The organism is Methylibium petroleiphilum PM1, assembly GCF_000015725.1.
Lineage (GTDB): Bacteria > Pseudomonadota > Gammaproteobacteria > Burkholderiales > Burkholderiaceae_C > Methylibium > Methylibium petroleiphilum.
This window is the reverse complement of record NC_008826.1, coordinates 289,427-310,426: the sequence shown is the minus strand read 5'-3', so window position 1 is coordinate 310,426 and position 21,000 is coordinate 289,427. Positions and strand designations below refer to the sequence as shown.

Annotated in this window: 21 protein-coding genes; 8 read left to right on the top strand and 13 right to left on the bottom strand. The window is 66.4% G+C overall.

Going from position 1 to position 21,000, the window contains the following annotated elements:
- Positions 1-273: 273 nt before the first annotated feature.
- A complete protein-coding gene (locus MPE_RS21270; RefSeq protein ID WP_237706431.1) occupies positions 274-1,590 on the bottom strand; it encodes a toprim domain-containing protein in 1,317 nt (438 codons plus the stop codon).
- Between the two features lie 172 nt (positions 1,591-1,762).
- On the opposite strand from MPE_RS21270, the gene MPE_RS21265 reads away from it, so the two are divergent.
- From MPE_RS21265 to MPE_RS24165, 6 genes are all read left to right on the top strand, one after another.
- Positions 1,763-2,650: a DUF1376 domain-containing protein gene (locus MPE_RS21265; protein ID WP_158304644.1), complete on the top strand. Its 888-nt coding sequence runs from the start codon at positions 1,763-1,765 to the stop codon at positions 2,648-2,650.
- On the top strand, positions 2,650-4,047 hold the full coding sequence (gene dnaB / locus MPE_RS21260; RefSeq protein ID WP_011831720.1) for a replicative DNA helicase: 1,398 nt from the start codon (positions 2,650-2,652) through the stop codon (positions 4,045-4,047). The genes MPE_RS21265 and dnaB overlap by 1 nt, the downstream gene beginning before the upstream one ends.
- A complete protein-coding gene (locus MPE_RS21255; protein WP_011831719.1) occupies positions 4,044-4,823 on the top strand; it encodes a hypothetical protein in 780 nt (259 codons plus the stop codon). Before dnaB ends, MPE_RS21255 begins: the two co-directional genes overlap by 4 nt.
- Complete coding sequence (locus tag MPE_RS21250; protein ID WP_011831718.1) at positions 4,816-5,394, top strand: hypothetical protein; 579 nt, start codon at positions 4,816-4,818, stop codon at positions 5,392-5,394. Before MPE_RS21255 ends, MPE_RS21250 begins: the two co-directional genes overlap by 8 nt.
- Before the next feature lie 71 nt (positions 5,395-5,465).
- Positions 5,466-5,699, top strand: coding sequence for a hypothetical protein (locus tag MPE_RS21245; protein WP_011831717.1), 234 nt, complete (start codon positions 5,466-5,468; stop codon positions 5,697-5,699).
- A 69-nt stretch (positions 5,700-5,768) separates the two neighbouring features.
- The gene (locus MPE_RS24165; RefSeq protein ID WP_041930403.1) at positions 5,769-6,092 is read left to right on the top strand and encodes a hypothetical protein; all 324 of its coding nucleotides are present in this window, start codon (positions 5,769-5,771) and stop codon (positions 6,090-6,092) included.
- 208 nt (positions 6,093-6,300) lie between these two features.
- On the opposite strand, the gene MPE_RS21235 is transcribed toward MPE_RS24165, so the two are convergent.
- Positions 6,301-6,726, bottom strand: a complete 426-nt coding sequence (locus tag MPE_RS21235; RefSeq protein WP_011831715.1) for a hypothetical protein — start codon at positions 6,724-6,726, stop codon at positions 6,301-6,303.
- A 224-nt stretch (positions 6,727-6,950) separates the two neighbouring features.
- On the opposite strand from MPE_RS21235, the gene MPE_RS21230 reads away from it, so the two are divergent.
- On the top strand, positions 6,951-7,460 hold the full coding sequence (locus tag MPE_RS21230) for a single-stranded DNA-binding protein (protein WP_011831714.1): 510 nt from the start codon (positions 6,951-6,953) through the stop codon (positions 7,458-7,460).
- Positions 7,461-7,663: 203 nt separating this feature from the next.
- Here MPE_RS21230 and trbC read toward each other — a convergent pair whose 3' ends face one another.
- The 5 genes from trbC to MPE_RS21210 are packed head-to-tail and all read right to left on the bottom strand — an operon-like array spanning position 7,664 to position 11,131.
- The gene (gene trbC / locus MPE_RS21225; protein WP_237706430.1) at positions 7,664-8,374 is read right to left on the bottom strand and encodes a type-F conjugative transfer system pilin assembly protein TrbC; all 711 of its coding nucleotides are present in this window, start codon (positions 8,372-8,374) and stop codon (positions 7,664-7,666) included.
- A 28-nt stretch (positions 8,375-8,402) separates the two neighbouring features.
- Entirely contained in the window at positions 8,403-9,455 is a 1,053-nt protein-coding gene (locus MPE_RS21220; RefSeq protein ID WP_237706429.1) for a TraU family protein, read from the bottom strand.
- A 5-nt stretch (positions 9,456-9,460) separates the two neighbouring features.
- Complete coding sequence (gene traW / locus MPE_RS21215; protein ID WP_011831711.1) at positions 9,461-10,153, bottom strand: type-F conjugative transfer system protein TraW; 693 nt, start codon at positions 10,151-10,153, stop codon at positions 9,461-9,463.
- The gene (locus tag MPE_RS23585; RefSeq protein WP_112183011.1) at positions 10,125-10,361 is read right to left on the bottom strand and encodes a hypothetical protein; all 237 of its coding nucleotides are present in this window, start codon (positions 10,359-10,361) and stop codon (positions 10,125-10,127) included. Before MPE_RS23585 ends, traW begins: the two co-directional genes overlap by 29 nt.
- Positions 10,361-11,131: a DsbC family protein gene (locus tag MPE_RS21210; RefSeq protein ID WP_041930402.1), complete on the bottom strand. Its 771-nt coding sequence runs from the start codon at positions 11,129-11,131 to the stop codon at positions 10,361-10,363. The genes MPE_RS23585 and MPE_RS21210 overlap by 1 nt, the downstream gene beginning before the upstream one ends.
- A 128-nt stretch (positions 11,132-11,259) precedes the next feature.
- Here MPE_RS21210 and MPE_RS21205 point away from each other — a divergent pair, with 128 nt between their 5' ends.
- Positions 11,260-12,180, top strand: coding sequence for a SprT-like domain-containing protein (locus MPE_RS21205; RefSeq protein WP_011831708.1), 921 nt, complete (start codon positions 11,260-11,262; stop codon positions 12,178-12,180).
- A gap of 52 nt (positions 12,181-12,232) precedes the next feature.
- On the opposite strand, the gene MPE_RS21200 is transcribed toward MPE_RS21205, so the two are convergent.
- The 6 genes from MPE_RS21200 to MPE_RS21175 all read right to left on the bottom strand — a co-directional run bounded on the left by MPE_RS21200 (position 12,233) and on the right by MPE_RS21175 (position 20,945).
- On the bottom strand, positions 12,233-12,460 hold the full coding sequence (locus MPE_RS21200; RefSeq protein WP_148211116.1) for a hypothetical protein: 228 nt from the start codon (positions 12,458-12,460) through the stop codon (positions 12,233-12,235).
- Between the two features lie 14 nt (positions 12,461-12,474).
- Complete coding sequence (locus MPE_RS21195) at positions 12,475-12,759, bottom strand: hypothetical protein (protein WP_011831707.1); 285 nt, start codon at positions 12,757-12,759, stop codon at positions 12,475-12,477.
- 127 nt (positions 12,760-12,886) lie between these two features.
- Positions 12,887-18,271 (bottom strand): beta strand repeat-containing protein, encoded by a 5,385-nt coding sequence (locus MPE_RS21190; protein WP_158304643.1) that lies wholly within the window; start codon positions 18,269-18,271, stop codon positions 12,887-12,889.
- A 235-nt stretch (positions 18,272-18,506) separates the two neighbouring features.
- Positions 18,507-18,812: a hypothetical protein gene (locus tag MPE_RS21185; protein WP_148211115.1), complete on the bottom strand. Its 306-nt coding sequence runs from the start codon at positions 18,810-18,812 to the stop codon at positions 18,507-18,509.
- A gap of 35 nt (positions 18,813-18,847) precedes the next feature.
- On the bottom strand, positions 18,848-20,467 hold the full coding sequence (locus tag MPE_RS21180) for a PhoH family protein (protein WP_041930398.1): 1,620 nt from the start codon (positions 20,465-20,467) through the stop codon (positions 18,848-18,850).
- Between the two features lie 139 nt (positions 20,468-20,606).
- A complete protein-coding gene (locus tag MPE_RS21175; protein WP_011831704.1) occupies positions 20,607-20,945 on the bottom strand; it encodes a DUF5983 family protein in 339 nt (112 codons plus the stop codon).
- Positions 20,946-21,000 lie beyond the last annotated feature (55 nt).

The window sequence follows — 21,000 nt, the reverse complement described above, 5'->3', positions numbered from 1 at the left end:
CGCAGAGGCCTGAGCGGGCGACCGCCAGGCCTCTTGCACGTTCGCCCTGGCCAAAAAAGACCCCGCGAGGGTTAGTCGCGGGGCGAAGGTAAGGAAACCCCATCAAGGGCCCCTCGGGAACGGTCGATCCCATCACGATGCCGGCAACCGCCGACACCGAGACTGAATGTTACCAGTATCGGCCCGATACAGCAAGGTTTCTGCTTGTGCGTCAGAAAGAAAAAGCCCGCCTCTCCGAAGAGGGGCGGGCTGTGGAGGTTGGGCGTCGTGCGCCTATCGGGGGTTGGCGACCGAAACGGTTGCCTTGCCCGACTTGAGCGTTGACACCAGGCGCTCGAGCGCCGCGTCGTTGCGCGTCTTGGGTCCACCGAGCGTGAGCTTCACGTGGCGGCCCTTGAGCGTTCCGAACTGCAGCGAGATCCACTGATCGCAGCCGGGCAGCGAGAGGGTCGCGTCGCGGTACGGTTCGGTGCTCTCCTGCGTCTCGAAGAAATCCAGCTTGCAGTGAGGCCCTTGCAGGATCAGCTGCTCGTTGATGTCCTTCGCGTCCTTCGGCAGCTCGTACGCATCGACCTTGGAAGCGCCAGCCTTTTGGAGGACCGGCGTGATCTTCTGGGTCGCGGCCAAGCCAGCTTCGTCGGCATCGAAAGCCGTCAGCACATCGCGCCCCTTGAGCTTTGCGAACCAGTCGTCGCGCCAGTTCTCGCATCCAGGCAAGCCGATGATGCTTCGCTTCGTTCCCATGGCCAGGCTGGCCAGCAGGTCGAGGCAGCCCTCCGTCAGCATGATCCTGTCCTGGCTCTCGTTGACCCAGGCCCAGGGGTGGATGCCGCCATAGCGCAAGCTCTTGTGCTCGCCCGGCTCCGTCAGTCGCATGATCCGGAACTCCGCTGCCTTCCCCTCCTTGGAGACGAACATCAGCGGTCGGAATGCAGCTGCAGGAGCCTTCGCGTCTTCGCGCCACAGGGTGGAAGCGATCAGTGCGTCACGCCCCGCCACGTCGACCAGGTACTTCTTGCACAGTTCCGGATCGTGAGGCAGGACCACCAGCAGACCGCGCTTGACGGCCTCCTTGACGATCGCCTCGCCGATGCCGCGGCCCTTGAAGTACGCCAGGGCGGCGTTCGTAGGGGGTTGCGACACGGCCAGGAGCTTCGCGATCACCTCGTGCAGAGCAGAGTCGTCGCGCTCGAGTGCCGGCCGTGCTTTGGGCGGTTCGTAGGACTGCATCACCTCCTGGTCGGCGTTGACCAGGCGCAGCGCGGCGTCTTTCAGTGAGAGGCCCCAATGCTTGGCGGCCGCCTCCACGACGTCACCCTTGCCTGGGCACGCATGGCACTTCCACTTGCCGTCCTTGCAGGACACCTTCACCGAGTGCTTCGACGAAGGGCCGCACTGAGGGCAGACGGGAAAGCGGATGGTGCCGCTCATTGCCTTCGGGGTCGCCCCGAGGACGGCCTCGAAGAACCACTCCAGCGGAACGCGCTCTCGCACCTCCGAAAAATCTACAGAACGGGCCCCGCGGCCCCGGTTCGTTGTCATAACGCATCTCCTTTCAGGGAATCCAATACCTCCGGGGATGCCACACACGGAGTGCGAACGTGTTTCGCGTGCGCAGCCGTGTCGAGCTCGCGCCGGCGCCGAGCTGGCGATGGCGGAGCTATGGCGTAGGCATTGGCGACCGGATGCGGACGGCAGAGAATTGACACTGTATTACCAGTACGTGTTATGCTTGCATTCTACTACACGCCGCATCGTGCGCATGAACTTGCGCCGGCGCAACAAGCAAGGAAACGACCGCGTCTTAGGAATGACTGCCAACGGTTTCACGATCTCGTCTTCGCTCCCCACCGAGGAGAAGACCGCCCTGATGAGCAACGCGGCGCTCGGCTGCTACGTCAAGCTCATGTGCTTCGCCTGGCGCGAAGGAAGCATCCCCAACGACATCCCGTCGATCGCGCGCCTGTGCGGCGAGACACCCGCTGCGCTGCAGGCGATCTGGCACCAGATCAGGCCGTGCTTCTCCGAGGACGTGTTCCTGCCGGGGCGACTGGTCCACGACGGACTCCAAGAGCAACGTGCCACCAGCAAGGCGAGCCATGCGGCGCGCTCTGCCGCCGGCGCGATCGGCGCCGAGCGGCGCTGGAGGCAGTCCAAGTCGGCAGTGCAACTGCTGCCCAAGGCTGATGTCGCCGCGCAGCCGGCGCCAGCGGCGCAGGCCAAGACAGCGAAGACACAGCCGACGGGCGATCTCTTCGGGGAGCCGGAGCAGGCTGTCGTCATCGCGAAGCCCAGCAATGCGATTCCGCCATGCCCGCAGGCCGAGATCGTCGCCATCTACCACGAGGTGATGCGCACGAACCCGCGGGTGCTGACCTGGGGCGGCGAGCGCGAAAAGCACCTGCGCGCGCGATGGCGCGAGATGGCTGCCACCAATCACCCGCAACTCGGCGGCTATGACTCGACCGAGAAGGGTCTGCTGTGGTGGCGCCGCTTCTTCGAGCACTGCACCAAGTCCGCCTACCTGACCGGTCGGGCTGAGCCGAAGCCGGGGGGCGGTGCGTACGCGACCCCCACCCTGGAATGGATGCTTCGGCCCACCAAGTTCGCCCTGATTCTCGAGGGCTTCTACCACCGTGAGCGGACCTGATGCGCACGATTCAAGCCCCCCACAGCACCGAGAACGAGTGCGCCGTCCTCGGCGCGCTGCTCGCCACCAGCGGCCGCGCGTATGACCGCATCGGAGACGTCCTGCGCGAAGCGGACTTCCACCACGAGCAGCACCAGCTGATCTACCGCGCCATCGAGGCGCTGGCCAAGGCCGGCCGGCCGGCGGACACGATCACCGTCACCGACTGGCTGGAGGGGCAGCGTTCCCTCCAGAAGGCAGGCGGCCGCTCCTACATCAGCGAGATCGCGGGCAACGCGCCGCCGGCGAGCAACATCATCCGCTACGCCGAGATCGTCGTCGAGCGCCGGATGGCTCGCCAGTTGATGGGAGTTGCGCAGGCGCTGGAGGAGATCGCCTACGAAGGCGGCGATGTGCATGCGCGCATGGACCGCGCCCAGTCACTGCTGCTGGAGCTCGGCGAAGCGCGCCAGTCGTCCGAACCGGCGTCGATCGACCAGGTCCTGGCCGACACCGTGCAATGGGTGCAGGAACGGCACGAGTCCGGCGAGACGGTGACCGGCCTCGGAACCGGGCTGCTGGACCTCGACGAGAAAACCGCGGGCCTCCAGGCCGGCGACCTGATCGTTCTGGCCGGACGCCCCGCGATGGGCAAGACCGCCCTGGCGCAGACCATCGCCGAGCACGTGGCCGTGAACGACGGCGGCGTGCTGGTGTTCAGCCTGGAGATGAGCCTTCGGCAGTCCGGGCTGCGCGCGCTGGCCAGCCAGGGGTCCGTCGACCTGCGCGAGCTGATGAACCCGGCGAACATCAAGACGGATGAGACCTGGACCAGGCTCTGCGAAGCGATGGAGCGCTTGTCCGGGAAGAACTTCTACATCGACGACTCCGCCAGCATCTCCTGCGCGCAGATGCTGGCCAAGGCGCGACGCCACAAGCGCAAGCACGGCCTCAGCCTGATCGTGGTCGACTACATCCAGCTGATCGACCAGGGCGCCTCGTCGCGCGGCCGAACGGAAGTGGTCAGCGAGATCAGTCGAGCGCTGAAGCTCATGGCCAAGGCACTGAAGGTGCCGGTGATCGCACTGTCGCAGCTGAACCGAAGCGTCGAGACGCGCGCGGACAAGCGACCGGTCATGTCCGACCTTCGCGAAAGCGGCAGTATCGAGCAGGACGCAGACGTCATCATGATGATGTACCGCGACGACTACTACAACCCGAACTCCAAGTTCCAGGGTGTCGCCGAGGTCATCATCGCGAAGCAGCGCATGGGCCCGACCGGGCGCATCGGCCTGCTGTTCGAGAAGGCCTTCTCGCGCTTCAAGAACTACCTGGGCGCCCTGCCCGACCCGGACGGCAAGCCCGAGCCCGGCTTCGGCGGCGCCAGCTATGGGGCGTTCTCGATGGGCGGCAAGTGAGCCACGCGGCCGCAGAGGGCAGCGACAAGGCCAGACGCCTCGTCCAGAGCTACCGGCGCGCCCGGCGCAAGCTGTACCAGCGCCGCCAACTGGGGGACGACGCCGTCGGCGAATACCTGGCCCAGAGCCACGTCGCCCGGCGCCTGACCGGCATCGAGAGCCGCCGGCCGGCCGGCATCGACCAGGTGGAGATCTCGCAAGCCGAGCGCGACGCCTTCCGGCGCGCGTTGCGGCGGCTCGATGACGCGGCCGCGGAAGAACTGGGTGGACAATCGACGGCGCGCGTGCAGCGCCTGCAGCGCGCTCTCGACCGCCTTCCCCTCCCCTCGATGCAGGACCTGCTTCGTCGCCTCTACGCGCTCGGTGGCCGCCAGGTCATCACCTTCGGCTTCGCCGACGACAGCCATCGGCGCGTCGTACTCACGCCGGGCGGTGCGGAGATCCCAGACGACGGCCAGCCGCACACGCCGCTGGTCGACCTGGTGCGGCGTGCGTTCACGGACATCCACGGCTGCATCATCGTGATCCGAACAGAGGAAGGCGACACGGTCAACGTCTACGAGGCACGCGGCGCGGGCTTTCACAGCGAGCCGCGGCGCGAGATCTACGCGGCGGCGGTCATCGGCCACGTCGCGGTCTACTTCGACGCCGAACAGGCGCGGGAGAGCCTCGAGACGGACCCGCGCACCATGACGCCCCTGCCGCGCGTGCCGGGCACGGTCTACTGCGACTGGCCCGAGCTCGAGTCGACCGAACAAGGAAGTGAGAATGCCTGACGAGATCTGGCGCCTGGCGGTGGGAGAGCCGTTCGCGCCCGGGGTGACCTACGGCGGGGTCGATCGGTTCGAGTATCGCTACACGAACGGCACGCACCTGCTGCAGTTCGTCCTGGGCAAGCTCACAGAGCGTGAGATCCAGGCCTTCCAGCACGGCGCCATTCACGTCGGCCTGTACACCCGAGGGGACTCCTTGTTCTTCCTGTTCAAGGTGGCAGGACTCTATGACTGGTCCGACCAGGCCTTCTCGATCAACGCCCTGCCCCCCGACGCCCGCGAGATCCCGCAACCGCAGCCGGGTGCCGGCAAGATCCTCCTGACCATGGTGCTGGTCGACTCCGACACGGGCCTGGTGCGCGCGCTGCGCGCCGTCACGTACTCGACGCACATGAGCGAGCTGTTCGAACGCATGCTCAGGCGCCAGGTCGCCAACGGCCTGACCGCGGAGCAGCACCAGCGCAACGTCGAAGCCACCTACCGCGAGTTCCCCAACTCCAGGGACCTCGTTCGCAACGCACTCGTCACCGAGCGCGCGGGCATCACGCAGCCGGGCGAAGGCGGGCGGCGGTAGGCCAGACCGCGGGTGTTGCGCGGCTGCCGCATAACATTTACTGATAAGACGGCGAGGATTAGAATGGACTCATGTCCAGCATCCGATTCCGCCGGCGCGCACTGAGCGCCTCCACCTCAGGCCCGAACGACGCCGACACCGACGCCCTCATGGAGGTGATGCACGACGTCAGCGTCGTCGTCGACGAGCACGGCGTCATCGAAGACGTTCGCGTTATGGCATCCGACCCCGTCGCCGCGATGGACGCAGTCAGCCACATGACCGACGAAGCCTTCCAGCAGCTGCCGCGCATCAACGTGCACTAGCCCTAACACGTAGCAGTATCGCTGCGATACAATGCGCGTATCTGTCCGTGAAGACAAGCAGGTACGCCCATGCTACGAACAATCGCAATCGCCCTTGCGCCGATCATCGGCGCAGTCCTCTTTGTCCCGGTCGCGATGGCCACGTCTGACTCGATGGAGGCGGCGCGCCGGATCGCCGAAGAGTCGGCCGGGAAAGGGGTGCTGGTGTGCGTTGACGGCCAAGTGACACGTCGGCCGGCTCGAAGCAGGGATTCGACCTGGGAGCAGGTCTTCGGCGTGCAAGAGTTCCGGTGCAGTGACTGGAGGCTGCGGGAAGAGTTCGAGCGTGGACGCCCCAGGTATGCCGCCAGCGACACCTCCACTGCAGAGGCGGCGCCTCGCGGCGGCCTGTAGATCCCGCAAACGAACGATTACGCGAACCTGATAGGCATTTCCGGGGGACAAGCTCGCCCACCGACGGGGAACATTCAAGCGATCAACGAGTCGCTCGATCCGGTCGGGAGGGACGCCCCCGACTCAGAGTGAAAAGCGACAAAGGCCACCGGTTGCGACCGAGTGGCCTTTGTCCTTTCTGGGCCCTGCGCGGCAGGGCGGCCAGGCGTCAGTGCGTGCCTGAGTTGAAGACGGGCATCCAGTCGACGAACACCGCACGGCGGCCCTGCCAGGTGATCTCCCAGCGGTCGAAGCTGACGCGGTTCGCGCGGCCGGCCGCGCGCATGAACGAGTATGAGAACTCGTCGTCGTAGTGTTCCAAGAAGACCACCTGGCTCGGCTCCAGGTCGCTGGCGTAGTTGGACAGGATCGCGGTCGCGATCGTTTCCGCAGCGTTGGTGACCGAGGGGCCATCGTTTTCGGCGAGCTCGGAGACGACGAAGAGGCGGCGGCCGTCGGCCAGGTCGAAGCGCGCCATGGAGTAGAGCCCGCCGTTGACACGAAGGTGCTCGGGGGTCACGGCGTGCGCGATGCGGGTGTCGCCGATGACGCCGAAGGGAAGTGCCACGTGGGCAGGGACAAGGGTTGCGCTCATGGACCAACATTGTCATATACGCCGCCTGTATCGTCCAGACATTCCAAGGGCCACGTCTTGGCAGCACAACACGCATGCATACGTCGTGTGCTTGCGTTTAATACTACGTGTTGGTATAGTGGAGGCTGTCGGATCGGCATAGGGCCGGTTTCCGATCAACAAACGAAAGCCGCGCATCGCGCGCGGAGCCAACTAACGGATCAACGGAAAGGAAACCTGCATCCATGGCAAGCGTCAACAAGGTCCACATTCTGGGCAACCTGGGTCGAGACCCCGAAGTCCGCTACACCCCCTCGGGCTCGGCGGTCTGCAACATCAGCGTGGCCACCACGCGCAACTGGAAGAACAAGGACTCCGGAGAGAAGCAGGAAGAGACCGAATGGCATCGCGTCGTTCTCTATGACCGCCTGGCCGAGATCGCCGGCGAGTACCTGAAGAAGGGCCGCCCCGTCTACATCGAGGGTCGCCTGAAGACCCGCAAGTGGCAGGACAAGGACGGCAAGGACCAGTACACCACCGAGATCGTTGCCAACGAGATGCAGCTGCTCGGCGGCGGCGAAGGCGGCCAGAGCGGCGGCCAAGGCGGCCAGTCCCGCGGCGAAGGCGGTGGCGGCGGCTACGGCGGTGGACAGCGCCCGCAACAGCGCGCCGCAGCTCCCGCACCAGCGCCGCGTCAGCAAGCGCGTCAGCCGGCCACGGCAGGGGACGGGTTTGACGACGAAATTCCGTTTTAGCATGTAAGTGCTCACTTCGGCATTAGACTAGAAGATACTGCAGCAGAGAGTGAAAGTCAACGCGGCCTTCGGGCCGCGTTTTCGTTTGCGCATCTAGTGACGAAACCGCCCTGCCCGCCTCCCTTCGAACGGTGCCTGGGACCTGGCGTCCAGAAAAACAAAGGGCGCGCCGAAGCGCGCCATGGGCGCGGTGATGAAGACGCTCAGCGCAGCTTCGCAGGCGCGTTGCGCGAGCGCAGATCGGCCAGGCGCAACTCGGCGAGCTTGGCGATGTCCGGACGGCCGCGCAGGCGCAGCGTGTTCAGCGCGAGCTCGAGCGAGACGTTGCCGCTGACGGAGCCGTAGGTCGCCTCCGGGGCGCAGCCCTCCTCGTCGAGCGAGCCTGACGCCGCGTTGGCCAGGACAATCGTCGGCACCTTGTTCACCTTGAACGCCTTGAACAGGTCCGGGTGGATCTCCCATGGCGCGCCGGACGGGTTGACCTCCTGGGCTGCAATACGCGTCTTGTCGACGCTGCCGTCCTTGAAGCCGCGAAGGACCAGCATCGCACCCATCTCCTTGGCCTGGCGCGACAACTCGGTCAGCACTTCCTTCGGCATCGAGAGCGAGACGAAGACCACCAGGTCACCGCGAGCTGACACGGCCTTCGGCGCGTCGCCACGCAGTGCGCTGTTGTACTTGCTGACCAGCTCCTCGAGGTTGTCGCCGGTTGGCGTGTCGCGCTTCTTGCCGGCGGCGTCCGGCAGCGTGCCGGGGAACACCTCGGTCTTGTAGGTGCCGGGCGCGACAGGCTGCACCCGAGAGGCGGCGCCGGCCCCCAAGACGCCCTGGTCCTTGAGCCCCTTGCGCTGCTGCTCCATCACCGCCCGGATCTGCTGATCCGACGGCATCTGTGGCGTGGTCGAGGGCTGCACGGCCGGCTGCGCGATCGCGCCGCCGATCTCAAGGGAAAGCGCCAGAACAGCAATCGCGCTTGCGGAAAATCGCATAGCCAAAGTCCCTGAAGGTGGAGAGCGGGGCTTCCGTGCCCGACTCGGTGAGGATGGTGGTACGGCCGATGGGGTCGCAGCACTTGCCGTTGATCTTCTCCGTCTGCGGACGCGGGTACAGGCGCTGCAGCTTGTACTGGCGCTTGTCCATGATGATCTGTGGGTAGTAGCTGCACATCGCGTCGTTGCCCGCGGCCGCCCACTGCGTGCCGGCGGCATGCAGCTTGGCCAGCACGCGCGTGGTCTGCAGGCGCGCGGACTGCTCATTCGAAAGGTGCGCCTGGTTCGTGCCTGTTAGCGGGTACATCGGGCCGAACGAACCCGCCGCCCAGAAGATCTCCGGGATCGGAAAGCCCGCGGTGGCTGCGACAGCATCGGCCGACATGGCGCCGATCGCGACCATCGAGCCGAACGGGAACGCGTACGGGGTCAGGATGTTCGCGAGCTCTTCGTCGTTGTGCGTCGGGTCCGCGAAGCTCACCCACGGGATGTCGATGCCGCGGTTGTCCATGCAGGAGTTGTCCAGCACGGCACCCATGATGTACATCGCGGGGTTGATGTACAGGTTGACCTGGCGAAACGACTCGCGTGCCTGGGCCATGCCACCCTGCTCGTTGTTGCCGTTGTGACCATAGGCGTCGGCGTTCACGCCCACGTTCACCTTCGCTCCACCGAGCATGGGGAAGCAGCCGGGCGTGGTGGTCACGTCCGTCATCTGGTTGAGCTCCCAGAAGCTCGTCGGGATGCCGACCGTGGGCGGGCTCTTGCAGGTGCACACCGACGTCTTGTCGGAGGACGCGTAGTCCTCGCCGCCAGCGCTGTCGAACGCCGCCTGGCCGAACAGCTTCAGCGGGAACGTGCACGACCAGCAGACGTCCGTGATCAGGTTGGGGAAGCTGCCCTGGCACATAGAGTCAGCGGAAGCCGGACTCGATGCGATGGCGGCGACGGCGGCCAGCACCGCCATGGCGGCGCTGCGCAGAGGCTTGATGTTGATGCGGAACATGTAGGTCACTTCTTCACGACCGGCGTCGCGGCAGGCAGGTTGGCGAACTCTTCGATCTGCAGCGCGCGGCCCTTCTGGCTGACCACTGCCGGCACACGCTTGATGCCGAAGCGCGTGGTCAGGTGGCCGCGCTGGTCGAAGTACGTCACGCGGCCCCACTTCCGGTTCAGCTCGAGGAACGAGCCGGCCACCAGGATCACCTTGTCGCGCGGATTGGCGTCGGAGCGGGCCTTGGCGAAGGCGACTTGGGCCGGGTCGCGACCGTCGATGAAGATCAGGGCCTTCGTCAGCGGCGTGTAGTCCAGCGGGTTGACCCTCGTGCCGGCCTTGACCAGCAGCTTGCCGCTGCTCGGGTCGGTCACGTCATCGCCGAAGACGACGGAAGGATCGAAGGTGCGCACAGCCGGCGCCGTCGCCTTGCTGATGCCGCGGATCGGCGCCGGGTTCTCGATCGAGGCCACGTAGCGGTCCCGGTAGTTTTCCCACATGCGCTTGAGCTCGCCCTTCTTCTCCATCTGGGTGAGCTTGCCCTTCAGCGCGTCGATCGCATCGGGCTCTCGGATCTCCCAGACGTTGCCGTAGACGCCCAGCTGCTGCGCAGTGGCTGACGGCGCGGCCAGAAGAAAGACCGCGGCATGCACCGCGGTCACGAAGATCAGGCGAGCCGGGTCAGCCCAGCTGCGACTCAGGATCGGCATGCGCGTCCCTTTCCAGGCGCAAGGTGTGAAGAACCGCCGCGGCGACGACGACTGCCAGCGCGATGCGCGCCATGTGGGCGAAGTCCGCGTCGGCAGACCAGCTGCCGGCGGCCCAGCTCACCCCGAACAACGCGAGCAACGTGGCTGCGAAGACGCCGGTGAAGTAGACCGCCCACAAGGCGGCAGCTCGAAGGGCGCGGCGAAACATCACTTGCCCGCGTTCAGCCACGCGTCGATGCGCGCGGCCGGCATCGCGCCGGAGATCCTGCGGCCGTCGGAGGTGAACATGGTCGGCGTGCCACGCACGTTCAGCGAGTCTCCCAGCGCGACGTTGCGCTCGAGCGGGGTGGCGCAGGCCTTCGCAGCAGGGGGCGTCTTGCCACCGATCATCTGGTCGATCCAGACCTTGTTGCGCGCCTTCTCGCCGGCACACCAGATGTTCTCGGACTTGGCCGGCGCGCCGGGGTGCAGCGACGCCAGCGGGTACAGGAAGGTGTAGATGGTCACGTTGTCCAGCTTCTCCAGCTCGCGCTCGAGCTGACGGCAGAACGGGCAGTCGGGATCGCTGAACAGAGCCAGCTTGCGCTCGCCCTTGCCGATCACGCGCACCATGGCATCGGCCATCGGCAGATCGGACCACTTGATCGGGGGAGCCTCGGCACGCTGCTGCTGCGGCGCCGGCGCGTCCTGGATGCCGAGCTCGGTCTTGCGGGCAGCGGTCAGGTCCGAGCGCGCCTCCATGTCGTACATGGAGCCGAACAGGAACGTGCGACCCGACTCGTCGACATAGGCCAGGTTGCGGCCCATCTGCACTTCGTAGATGCCCTGCAGGGGCGTGGCGCGCACGCCGGTGAACGTCGTCGCCGGGTACTTGACCTTGAGGTTCAGGAGGATCGAGTCGGTCTTCGCGTCGGCCAGGGCGGCGCCGGCGAAGAGGGTGGCGGCCGCGGCGGCCAGGGTGAGGATGGTGCGTTTCATAGGGGGCTGGAGAGGTGACCGTTGAGTTTGCGTTTCGATTCGGCTATTATTACACGTACTTGTTATGTATTGCAACCGGGCGCCGATCACCCCTCTGAGGGCGCACCACAACAAAGGTTCCCCAGACCGTGAAGTCCGAACGAGCTGCGCTGCGCGCGACCCAGGAGTGCTACGAAGAACTGCAGCGCGCCTATGACTTCTTCAACGAACGTCTCTTCGACAACGAACTGCCGGGCGCGCTCATCACGATGCAGCGAACCGGCCGGTCGCTCGGCCACTACTCCTCTGCCAGGTACGTGGATCGCAGCGGCGCCAAGGCCGACGAGATCAACATGAACCCAGGCTACTTCGCCACCAGGCCGATCGAGGACACGCTGTCGACGCTCGGTCACGAGATGACACACCAGTGGCGGGAACATGGGGGCAACCCGCCGCGGCGCTGCTATCACGACAAGGAGTGGGCCGCCAAGATGAAGCAGATCGGCCTTCACCCGAGCAGCACAGGCCGGCCTGGCGGCAAGGAAGTCGGCGAGAAGATGTCGCACTACGTGCTGGCGGACGGCCTGTTCATCCAGGCTTGCAAGGAGCTTCTGCGCACCTCCTTCGGCATCGTCTGGTTCGATCGCTTCCCGATGGCCTGTCCGAAGGACTTCGACTACGCCAACGGCGTGACTGTCAGCGTGCCGTCGAAGCCTGGCGCGCAGACGGACGGGCCCAAGCAGGACGCAGCCAGCCTCGAGCACGACGATGCTGCGACCGATCAGGAAGAAGGGGCTTCGGACGGTGGCGGCGAGACGGACGGGGCTGATGGGCAGGTCGTGAAGGTGCCAATGCTCTCGGCGCCGCCCATCGACGCCGGCCTGGACGTGGCGATGGTCGAGAGTGCCGAGGAGCGCGCGGGAGGCGCGCCGGCCGGCGCTGCGACCAAGGCGAATGCCTCCAATCGCCTGAAGTACACCTGCCCGGGCTGCAAGACGAACATCTGGGCCAAGCCCAACATCAACGTCGACTGCGGCGACTGCAGCGCGCGCTTCACCGCGGGCGCCTGACCAGCTGAAAGAAGAAGCCCGCCGGATCATGCGATCGCGGCGGGCGTGGGGGTTAGCGGATCTCGTAGACCCAGATTCGTTGCCCGAATCCGGTCACACCAAACGACCAGGTCTTGCCTTCTGCGGTCGGCTGCTCGAGCCGACCCGGCAGGACCCGTGACGTGGCGTCGACCTGGGCCGCGAGTTGGCGTGCGGCGTTGGCCGCGAACTCAGCCTCGACGGTCAGCTCGGTCTTCGTGAGGTTTTGCTGTCCGTGGTGCAGCACTGCGCGCAGCTTCATCTCCTGCCCCACCATTACAGGCGGATCAGGTCGGCGATGCCGGCCTCGCGCAGCTTTTCCGCGGACTGGTAGGCCAGCGTGTTGCTCGGGCCGCGGCGCTCGAAAGCCTTGGCGGGAAGCGCTTTGAAGTGCTTCAGGGCCTCCATCACCAGCTGGTACTCGCCGATGAAAGCCGCCTTGTACTCGCCGATCTCGACCGGCTTGTTGCGCCGGACAAACCACAGCTTGACAGTTCTCTTGCGGCCGGAGCCGTCGCTGGGCACGCGCCCCTCTTCGTAGGTGTAGATGATGGTCTTCATGGGTTCTCCTGTTGGGTGAGCGCGGGATGCGCTTTGCACTTGCCAGAGGGGATGGCGGACAGGCGCGTAGACGAAAAAAGGCCCACCGTTTCGGGTGGGCCTTCTGAAGGCGGCTAAGGCCGATGGGTTAGTAGATGTAGACGTACTTGTCGATGCCGACCGTAGTCCACCGCACGTACGTGCTCGAGGAGTTGCTGGATGTGTACGTGGGCGACTTGATGGCCACCACGCAGCTCGCACCGGCGGCCAGCGTAGTGCCGCAGCTGTTCGATGCAATCGTCCAGGAGGCGCTGGTCTTGGTGAAGGAGCCGATCGTCATCGTGGACGCCGTCTTGTTCGTCAAGCGCAGGTTCCAGGTCTGCGGCGTGCAGTTCCAGCTTTGCCCACCCACGTCCCCCGTGAAGGCGTGGTTGTACCAAGCGCTGGTGGCTCCGCATTGCGCCTCTTTCCCTGTGACAGCAAGCGTCTGCACTTCCAACTGCAGTGATTGCGTTCCGGTGCCGGTTACGGCCAACGCATCCGAACCACCGTTGGCGGAGGTCAGCGTCACGTTGCCGTTGAAGGCCTGGGCAGCCTGCGGCGTGAAGCTGATCGTGAACGTGCAGCTGGCCCCGGCAGCGAGTGAGCTGCCGCAGGTGTTGGCGCCGATGAAGTAGGGATAGTTCGGCGCGAAGGTCGGGGCAGTGATCGCCAGCGAAGTCGCTGCGACGTTGCCGCTGTTGGTCACCGTCTGCGTTGCAGAGACAACGGTGTTGCCGACCGTGACGTTGCCGAAGGCAACACTGGACCCGGAGAACCCGACAACCGCCGCCTGGCTCTGACCGGACAGCGAAGCCGTCTTGGTGCCGGCCTCAGTGCCCACCGACAGCGTGCCGCTGTGAGCGGTCGTGCCGGAGTACGTCAGGCGCACGACGATGCTGCAGTCCGCGCCCGCAGCGAGCGACGTCGAGCACGTCGTGGAGACGAAGCTGAAGCCAGAGCCGGACACCGACCCGGCCGTCGGCACCGTGACCGACATCGGGGCGATGCCGGTGTTGCTCAGGATCGCAGTCACGTCCTTGGTCGAGCCTGCTGCCATCGTGCCGTGCGCCGGAGCGCTCAACGTCGCCGAAGCGGCCCTGCCGGTGCCAGACAGCGACGAGGTGTCGGTCGCCGCGTTGGCGGACGTCACCGTCAGCGTGCCCGAATGCGAGGCTGCGCTGGGCGCCGAGTAGCGCACGGTGATCGTGCAGCTTGCGCCGGCGGCCAGGCTCGTGCTGCAGGTCGTCGCATTGATGGCGAAGCCGGTGCCCGCGATCGAACGCGCCGTGGTCGTCGCCGCGATGTTGCCGGTGTTGTTCAGGGTCGCGACCAGATCCTTGGTGTCGTTGACCTGGATGGTGCCGAATGCCAGCGACGACGTCAGGCTCAGGATGGCCTGCTGGCTCTGACCCGACAGGTCGGACACCTGGTTGCCTGCGCCGGTCGCGATGGTCAGCGAGCCGGACGCAGCGGCGGTGCCGCTGGCCGTGTAGCGAACGGTCGTCGTGCAGTTGGCGCCGGCCGCGAGGCTGGTGCCGCAGGTAGTGCTGACGAACGAGAAGCCGGTGCCGGTCACGCTGCCAGCGGTCGGAACGGTCACGCTCAGCGGACCAACGCCGGTGTTGGTCAGCGTCGAGGTCAGCGTCGGGGTTGCGCCCGCCGCCTGGTTGCCGAACGCGATGTCGGTGATCGTCGCAGCCTGCGCCGCGCCCGCACCGGTCACAGCCACCGTCGGCGAGCCGCCGTTGGCCGTGGCCACGCTCACATTGCCGTTGTAGGCCTGCGCCGCGCTCGGGCTGAACGTGATCGTGAAGGTGCAGCTACCGCCGGCCGCGAGGCTGGTCGAGCATGTGTTGCCGGTGATCGAGTAGCCCGTCGGCGCGCTGATCGACAGCGAGGTCGCCGCGATGTTGCCGGTGTTGGACACCGTGTGCGCTGCCGAGGTCGAGCTCTGGCCCACCTGCACGCTACCGAACGCGCGGCTGGTCGCCGAGACGCCCACGATCGCCTGCTGGCTTTGGCCGGACAGTGCAGCGACCTTGTTGCCAGCGCCGGTGGCGATGGTCAGCGAGCCGGACGCGGCAGCGGTGCCGCTGGCGGTGTAGCGCACGGTGGTCGTGCACGAGCCGCCGACAGCGAGGCTGGAGCCGCAGTTCGTGCTGACGAACGAGAAGCCGGTGCCGGTCACGCTACCCGCAGACGGCGCGGTCACGCTGATCGAGCCCACGCCGGTATTGGTCAGCGTCGAAGTCAGCGTCGGCGTCGCGCCGGCGGCTTGGTTGCCGAACGCGATGTCGGTGATCGAGGCCGAAGGCGCCTGGCCTGTGCCCGACACAGCCACCGTCGGCGAGCCGCCGTTGGCCGTGGAGACGATCACGTTGCCGCTGTAGTCTTGCGCAGCACCCGAGGTGAAGGTGATCGTGAACGAGCAGCTGCCGCCGGCCGCGAGGCTGGTCGAGCAGGTGTTGCCAGTGATCGAGTAGCCCGTCGGAGCGCTGATCGACAGCGAGGTCGCCGCGATGTTGCCGGTGTTGGAAACGGTGTGCGCAGCCGAGGTCGAAGTCTGTCCTACCTGGACGTTGCCGAAGGCGCGGCTCGTCGGGCTGACCGAAACGATAGCTTGCTGGCTCTGGCCGGACAGCGCCGCGACCTTGCTGCCAGCGCCAGTGGCGATGGTCAGCGAGCCGGACGCAGCGGCGGTGCCGCTGGCGGTGTAGCGCACGGTGGTCGTGCACGAGCCGCCGACAGCGAGGCTGGAGCCGCAGTTCGTGCTGACGAACGAGAAGGCGGTGCCGGTCACGCTACCCGCAGCCGGAACGGTCACGCTCAGCGGACCAACGCCGGTGTTGGTCAGCGTCGAGGTCAGCGTCGGGGTTGCGCCCGCCGCCTGGTTGCCGAACGCGACATCGGTGATAGAGGCGGACTGGGCCGCACCGGAACCCGACAGCGTCAGCGTGTTGCCGATGATCGAGGCGGCGGTCAGGTAGATGTTGGAACCGCCATAGGCCTGCGCCGCGCTCGGGCTGAAGGTCACATTGACCGCGCACGAGCCGCCAGGCGTGACGTTCGCGCACGCCGAAAAATCGAAGCTGAAGCCCGCCGGCGCGTTGGCGAGCGTGTTGTTGGTAGCCCAGTTGTAGGCCACGCTGCCGCTGTTGGTCAGCGTGACGCTCTTGGTCGAGCTCTGGCCGACCTGAATGCTGCCGAACGACAGGCTGGTGGACGCCCAGTTAGGGATCGCCGAGTAGATCGACCAGTTGACGGTGGCCTGCGCGGGCGCGACGTCGGCCCCGCTGGCAATGAAGGACTGCGAGGACGTGCCGCCGTTGTTGGCGTTGCGGGTAAGCGCCACCGTGATCGTGCAACTGCTGCCGGCTGCAACACTCGTGCAAGTGTTCGCCGACACGCTCAACGGGCTAGCCAATGCGGGGCTGGCCAGCGTCATCGGCGTGTTGCCGTCGTTGCGATAGGTGAAGCCGCCCGTGATCGTGCCCGTCTGGTACCAGTCGGCCAACAACACGGTCGCCGGCGAAGTGAGCGTCGCCGTGGACTTCAGCAGTCCCGTGCCAGATACCGCAACGGTGGGCGATCCCGCGTTGTCCGAGGCCACCGTGACATTGCCCGTGTACGCCTGAGCCGCGCCGGGCGCGAACTGGATGCTGAACTTGCACGACGCACCCGCGGCGAGCGAAGACGAGCATGCCGGCGAGCCAGCGACGATCTGGTAGCCCTGAGGCGCGGTGATTGCGATGCCGGTAGCGGGGATGTTGCCGCTGTTGGTGACGGTGTGCGCCGCCGAAGTGGGCGTCTGGCCCACCATCACGTTTCCGAATGCCTCGGTCGAGGGCGAAACGGCGAGCGAGGCCTGCTGGCTCTGGCCAGACAGAGAAGCCGTCTTGGTGCCGGCCTCGGTCGTCGCAACACTGAGCGAGCCCGCGTGCGCCGAAGTGCCGGAAGCCGTGAGCTGGACCTTGATGGTGCAGCTGGCGCCGGCCGCAAGGGTCGCACCGCAGCTGCCGCCCGTGGCAACGCTGAAGCCAGCGCCGCTGGCGCTCGGCGCGCTCAGGGTGAGCGGGCCAACGCCGGTGTTGGTCAGGGTCGCATCGGCCTGCGCGCTGGTGCCAGCCGGCACGTTGCCGAAAGCGACCGCGCTGAGCGTGGCGCTGGCGTCCTGGCCAGAGCCGCTGACCGCAAGCGTGGCGCTTGAGGCGGAGCCGGTCACACCGACGTTGCCGCTGTAAGCCTGGGCAGCAGAGGGAGCAAAGGTGACGGAGACAGCGCAGTTGCCGCCCGCGGGAATGCCGGTCGCGCAGCTGGGCGCCGAGACGCTGTAGCCGGCCGGAGCGTTGAACGACAGTGCGCCGGTGGCAATGTTGCCGATGTTGCGCAGCGTGAAGGCCTGAGTGCCCGTAGAGGCGACCTGGACCGAACCGAAAGCATAGTTGGCCGGGTTGAAGCTCAGGACAGCCTGTTCACTCTGGCCAGAAAGCGCGGCCGTCTTCGTGCCTGCCTGGGTAGCCACGGACAAGGTGCCCGAGTGCGCGTTGGTGCCAGAGCCGGTCAGGCGAACGCCGATCGAGCACGTGGCGCCGACCGCGAGACTGCCGGAGCAGCTGTTGCTGGTGAGGTTGAAGCCGGAGCCGCTGACAGAAGCGGTACCAACGGTGATCGCGCCAACGCCGTCATTGCGAAGCGTCGCACTGATGTCCTTGGTCGCGCCCGCCGCCACCGCACCGAACAAGGGGGCGGTAAGGGACGCTGCCGCATCCTGCGCCGTCGCGCTGAGCGTGGCCGTGCGCGAGAACGAGTAGCTGCCGACGCTGAAGTTGACGGCGAACGGGCTCGTGGCAGAGCCCGAGCTGGTCGGCGCGAAGGTCACCTGGTAGAGGCAGCTCGCGCCGGCGGCCAGCGTGCTGCCGCAAGTGCCGCCGCTGACGCTGAAGGGCGACGTCGGCGTGCCACGCGAGAGGCCGAGGGCCGAGGTGCCGGTGTTCGAGACCGTGACGGCCGCGACGGAAGAGTCGCCGACCTGGGTTGCAGGGAAGGCGGCCGGCGCGACGGTGACGGAAGGCACCGAGCCGGAACCGGAGACAGAAACGAGCTGCAGGCCGTTGGCCGCCGTGCTCGACACCGCCACAGATCCAGTGCGTGCGCCGTCAGTCGACGGCGTGAAGCCCAGCGTGATCGTGCAAGTGCTGCGGCCCGGCAGAGCGGCCGGGCAGTCGGTGCTCTGGCTGAAATCGGGCGCACCTTGCGGCATCGAGACCGACAAGTTGCCGATCGACGAGAAGCCGTTGTTGGTGACCGTGAGCTTCAGCGGCGCGGCGGCAGTGCCGACAGCCACTTGGCCAGCAAAATTCGCCGGAGACGGCGCGACGCTCAGGTCGCCAGCAGGCTGCGATGTGATGCCGACGACCGGCACCTTGATCATGTAGCGTGGCGCGGCAAGTACGGGCTGGGCTGCGAGCGCCAGCGATACGAGCGCGAGCAAGAACCGGGAGCGGCGTTTTTGCATGGCTTGAGGGGGTGAGGTTGGGGTTTGCTTGCGAGTATTCTGCACGTGCTTAACACGTACTTATACTGTCAGTGTATCGCATTTGCCGGTGCGTGTCTATTCCAAAGGCCGACCCGCGGGCGCGCAATCGAAGTTGGCGCCGCTCAGTGGCACGTTGAGGCCGCGAACGAAAAAGCCGCCTCATGGGCGGCTTCTCCTGGGCGGCAAGGAATTACTTGGACGCCACCTTGACCGGCGCCGAGGCGGCGCCGGCGGGCCCGGCCGCGCGAGCCGAGGCGGGCATGGGCGGGATCGTCGAGGCTTTCATCGGGTCGATGCCGGGCGCCGACGCGATCTTCGACACGGGGGCCACGACCACCTTGCCGGGGTTGAGCGCAGAGCTGGCAGGTGCCGAGGCCTTGGAGGCTACTGCCGGCACCTTGTCCTGCCGTACAGCCTCCTCCTTGCCACATCCAGTCAGCGCTGCAGCGAAAAGGAGGCTCGCCGTCACGGCGAGGATTTGGGTAGTGGGACGCATGATGGTGTGTACCTTGTCTGGTCTTGTGGATTGCGTCAGAGGACTTCCGATGCGAAGTCAGCCAGGCGCGAGCGCTCGCCGCGAGCCAGGGTGACGTGGCCGCCGTGCTCCCACCCCTTGAACCGGTCGACGGCGTAGGTGAGGCCGGAACTGCCTTCGGTGAGGTACGGGGTGTCGATCTGCGCCAGGTTGCCCATGCAGACGATCTTCGTGCCCGGGCCGGCGCGCGTGATCAGCGTCTTCATCTGCTTCGGCGTGAGGTTCTGCGCCTCGTCCAGAATCACGAACTTGTTCATGAACGTGCGGCCGCGCATGAAGTTCATCGACTTGATCTTGAGCTTGCTGCGGATCACGTCGTTCGTGGCCGTGGAGGCGCGATTCCAGTCGCCGCGCGCCGTGGTGTTGGCGGCGAGGAACTCCAGGTTGTCGTCGATCGCGCCCATCCAGGGCGACATCTTCTCCTCCTCGGAGCCGGGCAGGAAGCCGATGTCCTCGCCGACCGAGACCGTGGCGCGCGTGATGATCACCTCGCTGTAGCGCTTGTCGTCGAACACCTGGGCCAGCGCCGCCGCCAGCGTCATCAGCGTCTTGCCGGTGCCCGCGTTGCCGGCCAGCGTCACGAAGTCGCAGTCCGGGTCCATGAGCATGTTCATCGCGAAGCTCTGCTCGCGGTTCTTGGCCACGACGCCCCACACGCTGTTCTTCGGGTTCGAGTAGTCGCGCAGCGTCTGCAGCACGGCAGACGTGCCGTGGTGTTCGACGACCTTGGCGTACAGCGGCTTCTCGCCTACCTGCTCCAGGTAGACGAACAGGTTCACCGACATGGCGGAGACCAGCGGGCCGCGGACGCGGTAGCGGGTGCCTTCGCGGGTCTGCCAGCTCTCCATGCCCTTGCCGTGCGTCTCCCAGAAGTTCGGCGGGAGCGCCAGGTAGCCGGTGTACAGGACATCGCCGTCGTTGAGGGTCTTGTCGTTGAAGTAGTCCTCGGCGTCCAGGCCGAGAGCGCGCGCCTTGATGCGCACGTTGATGTCCTTCGAGACGAGAACGACCTGGCGATCGGGCTGCTGGGCGCGCAGCGCCTGCACCACGCCGAGGATCTGGTTGTCGTTCTTCGTGTCCGGCAGCCCCATCGGGAGCTTGATCTCGAGGGCGCCGGTCTGGAAGAAGATCGAGCCACGCGCCTCGCGCCGGCCGGTCTTGGACAGCGGCAGGCCCTGACCTTGTGTCAGGTGGTCGCTGGCCAGGGCGTCGAGCTCACGGCTGACCTGGCGCGCATTGCGCGAAGCGTCCGTGGTCCCCTTCTTGTTGTTGTCGAGCTCCTCCAGCGTGATCATCGGGAGGTAGACGTCGTGCTCGTCGAAGCGGAAGATCGAGACCGGATCGTGCATCAGCACGTTGGTATCGAGCACGAAGAGCTTGGTCTTGGCGCTCACGGGCGCACCGCGCTTGGCGGCCGGCTTGGGCGCCGCCTTGCCACGGGCCGTGGCCTTGGCCGGAGCGGGCTTCGCCGGCGCCGCCTTGGCAGAAGTCCCGCCGCCGCCACGAGCTTCGGAGCCGCGCAGCTCCAGAACGGGAACGCCCGGCTCGCGGTCGCCGCGCTCCGGTTCAAGGTCCAGGGAAGCCGCTTTGCGGCGCGGGGGCTTGGGCAGAGGCATCGGCAGTGGTGGGGTGGTTAGTGGATCGGAAGCAAGCATAACGCTTGCGCATACGTGTAGTGTATCGCACAAGCATAGATAACGCAAAAGAGAAGCGCCACACGTCCGAAGACGGGTGGCGCGGGGGTGGGTTAGACGACTACCAGGCGTACGTCGGCAGCTCGTTGGTGACGGATCCATCCGAATCCAGGCGGATCCAGCCGAAACCGTGCTTGCGAGCCCAGGCCATGATGTCCTGGATGTCCGCCGGCGGCGCCGGGTCCGTGGCCTGCTGGAACTCCTCGGTCGGGACCGAGAGGAACCAGCCGAACTCGTAGCCGGCGCAGTGGTGGAACCAGTGCGGGTGCCAGGCCGAGGGGCCGGCGTGCAGCAGGTCGTTGGTGGCCTTGGTGATGTGGGCGGTCGAAAGAACCGGGATCTGCATCACTTCGACTTCCAGGCCGTCGAGGCTCTGGGGGGAGGCTTCGTTGTCGCTCAAAGGGCAACTCCTGAGTTGATCCAAGCGGGATTGCTTGGCGATCTGGAGATGCCTC